This window comes from Nocardia sp. NPDC050697, assembly GCF_040654395.1.
Classification (GTDB): domain Bacteria; phylum Actinomycetota; class Actinomycetes; order Mycobacteriales; family Mycobacteriaceae; genus Nocardia.
Map to the genome: position 1 here is coordinate 1 of NZ_JBFAHY010000023.1, position 2,252 is coordinate 2,252.

Below are 2,252 nucleotides of genomic sequence, written 5' to 3' on the forward strand. Positions count from 1 at the left end.
CCCGCCAAAAGACTCCACGACACCCCACACCCCGGCTGCGCCGACGCCAACGCCAGCTCCGCATTCCGATACGCCGCCAGCACCACCTCCGGAATCCCCAGCAACCCCGACCCCGACGGCAACGCGATACTCCGCAACACCGGACCACCCCCCACCGGAACCGCACCATCCGCCGGCGGCACCACCGCCCGCAATTCGCGCGCCACCCCACCCTCGACCGGGAGCAACCCCACGATCCGGGAGGCGGGTGCCGGCTCCTGCGCGACGGCGGCGTCCGAGCCGGTGGAGCCGACCAGCAGCGCTTCACCGGCATCCCCGGCGCCACCCGCCGAGACCACCGATCCGGAGCCGACGGACACCAGCCCGGCGGCTACCAGAAGCGACACCGTTACCGGGGCAGACTTGCGCATATCGACGACACCGTCCTCTCGGTCGCGGCGCCGATCCCCCACCGGCACACGCTACTAGTGCCGAATCGGCACTAACTTACGCTGCTTGGACCATAGCAAAAGCGGGGAAAATACCGTGGAGGCTTCATGAACTTCTCAGAAACCTCACACCCTGGCCTCCTCGCCTCGATGCCGGCGGCGCCACCCGGGCGCTCCTGTCCAGGGTACGATCCGCGGCCCGGTTCCGGGACCCTTCGTGCGCACCGTCAGCGTGGCGCGGGTGTCGCCGCGAGGTAGCGGGTCACCTCGCCGACCGCTCGAACGGCGCTCTCCGCGGCTGCCTCCATGGTCGAGGGCAGCTCGGTGTCGGTCCAATCCCCGGCCAGGAAGAGGCCGTCGATTGGGGTCCGCTGGGCGAGCCGCAGCGTCTCGAAGCCGGGTTGCGCGGAGAAGGTCGCCTGCGGCTGGTGGATGACGTGCGTCCGCAGCACCTCGGCCTCGGCCATCGCCGGATAGTTGGCGCGCAGCGATTCCAGCGCCGCCGCCACGAACTCCGCGTTCGGCGTGTGCACGACATCCCAGGAGGCGCTGACCGCGAGCGCGTAGCAGTGCCCCGGCCCCGCGGCGTCGATCCCCGCCGGCGCGGTGCCCTGCATGCGCCCGGTGTCGAAGACCCACTCGATGGTGGTGCCGCGCAGGTTCTCCGCGTAGCGACGCAGCCCGAGCGGCCGATCGAGCCACACGTACACGCTGGAGATGGGCGCGGCCTCGATCTTCCGCGCGGGCGCGAAGTGCTCGTGCAGCCCGAGCGCCCCGCGATCGAGCAGCGTGGTGAGCGCCCACGGCGGAACGGCGAGCACCACCGCGTCGGCCGCGAGCAGCTCGCCGTCGCGCAGCCGCACACCGGTGATCCGGTCCCCGTCGAGCTCGACATCGTCGACCCCGCTCCCGGTGCGGATCACCGCGCCGCGCTCGGCCAGGTACCGCTCGGCCGGGGCGACGAACAGCTCGTGCAGGCTCACCCGCGGCCACACCGCGTCGCCCGCCCTGGCATTGCCGCGCGCCCGCTTGGAGACGAAGTGCAGGGTCTGCGCGAAGGTGTAGGCGGAGACCCGGTCCGGTTTCTCGTTGAGCAGCCCGATGACGAACTGGTCGAGCACGAGCTCCCGAAACGAGGCCGGGACGCGGAGCCGGTCGAACCACCGGCTCACCGTGATCTCGTCCAGCGCCGGGTCCGGCCGCACCGCCTGGCGCAGCAGCGCCGCCCAGACCCGCAGCACCGCGGGCCGGTCGCGCACCGGGATCGGCGGCCACGCCATCCAGGCCAGCCCGAGGGTGCGGCGCAGGCTCAGCGGCCACCAGTCCGGCCCGCGCAGCGTGAGCAGTTCGTCGGTGCCGGTCCTGATGGCGAACGGCGGTGCGTCCCAGAGCAACTGATCCCCGGTGCCGATCGTGTCGACATACCGGAGCAGCGCGTCGTAGCACCCGGCGAAGAGGTGCGGACCGTTGTCCAGCGGCTCGTCCAGCCCCGCCACGTCGAAGGACATGGTCCTGCCGCCGAGCCGTCCGCGCTTCTCCAGCAGCGTGACCCGGTAGCCGCGCTCGGCCAGCCAGACCGCCGAGGCCAGGCCCGCGAGGCCCGCACCGGCCACCACAATGTGCTCGTCCATTCCGCACCCCAGAAGAGTTTGAGAGAAAAACAGTGTCAGACTCTCAGGCTAGGGCACGGGCGGGAATTCTTCCCCGGAAACGACTGAAGGCCCCGACCTAATGGTCGGGGCCTTCAGTGAACAATTGTTCCGGCGGTGTCCTACTCTCCCACACCCTGTCGAGTGCAGTACCATCGGCGCTGGCAGGCTTAGC

Annotated in this window: 1 protein-coding gene and 1 pseudogene; both read right to left on the reverse strand. The window is 70.9% G+C overall.

The genetic code is table 11. The features are described 5' to 3' along the window. Nucleotides 1-452 (reverse strand): annotated as a pseudogene (locus AB0H71_RS33875) (lytic transglycosylase); the annotation flags it as partial. 203 nt (nt 453-655) lie between these two features. After that, on the reverse strand, nt 656-2,059 hold the full coding sequence (gene hpnE / locus AB0H71_RS33880; RefSeq protein ID WP_357029667.1) for a hydroxysqualene dehydroxylase HpnE: 1,404 nt from the start codon (nt 2,057-2,059) through the stop codon (nt 656-658). Between the last annotated feature and the right edge of the window lie 193 nt (nt 2,060-2,252).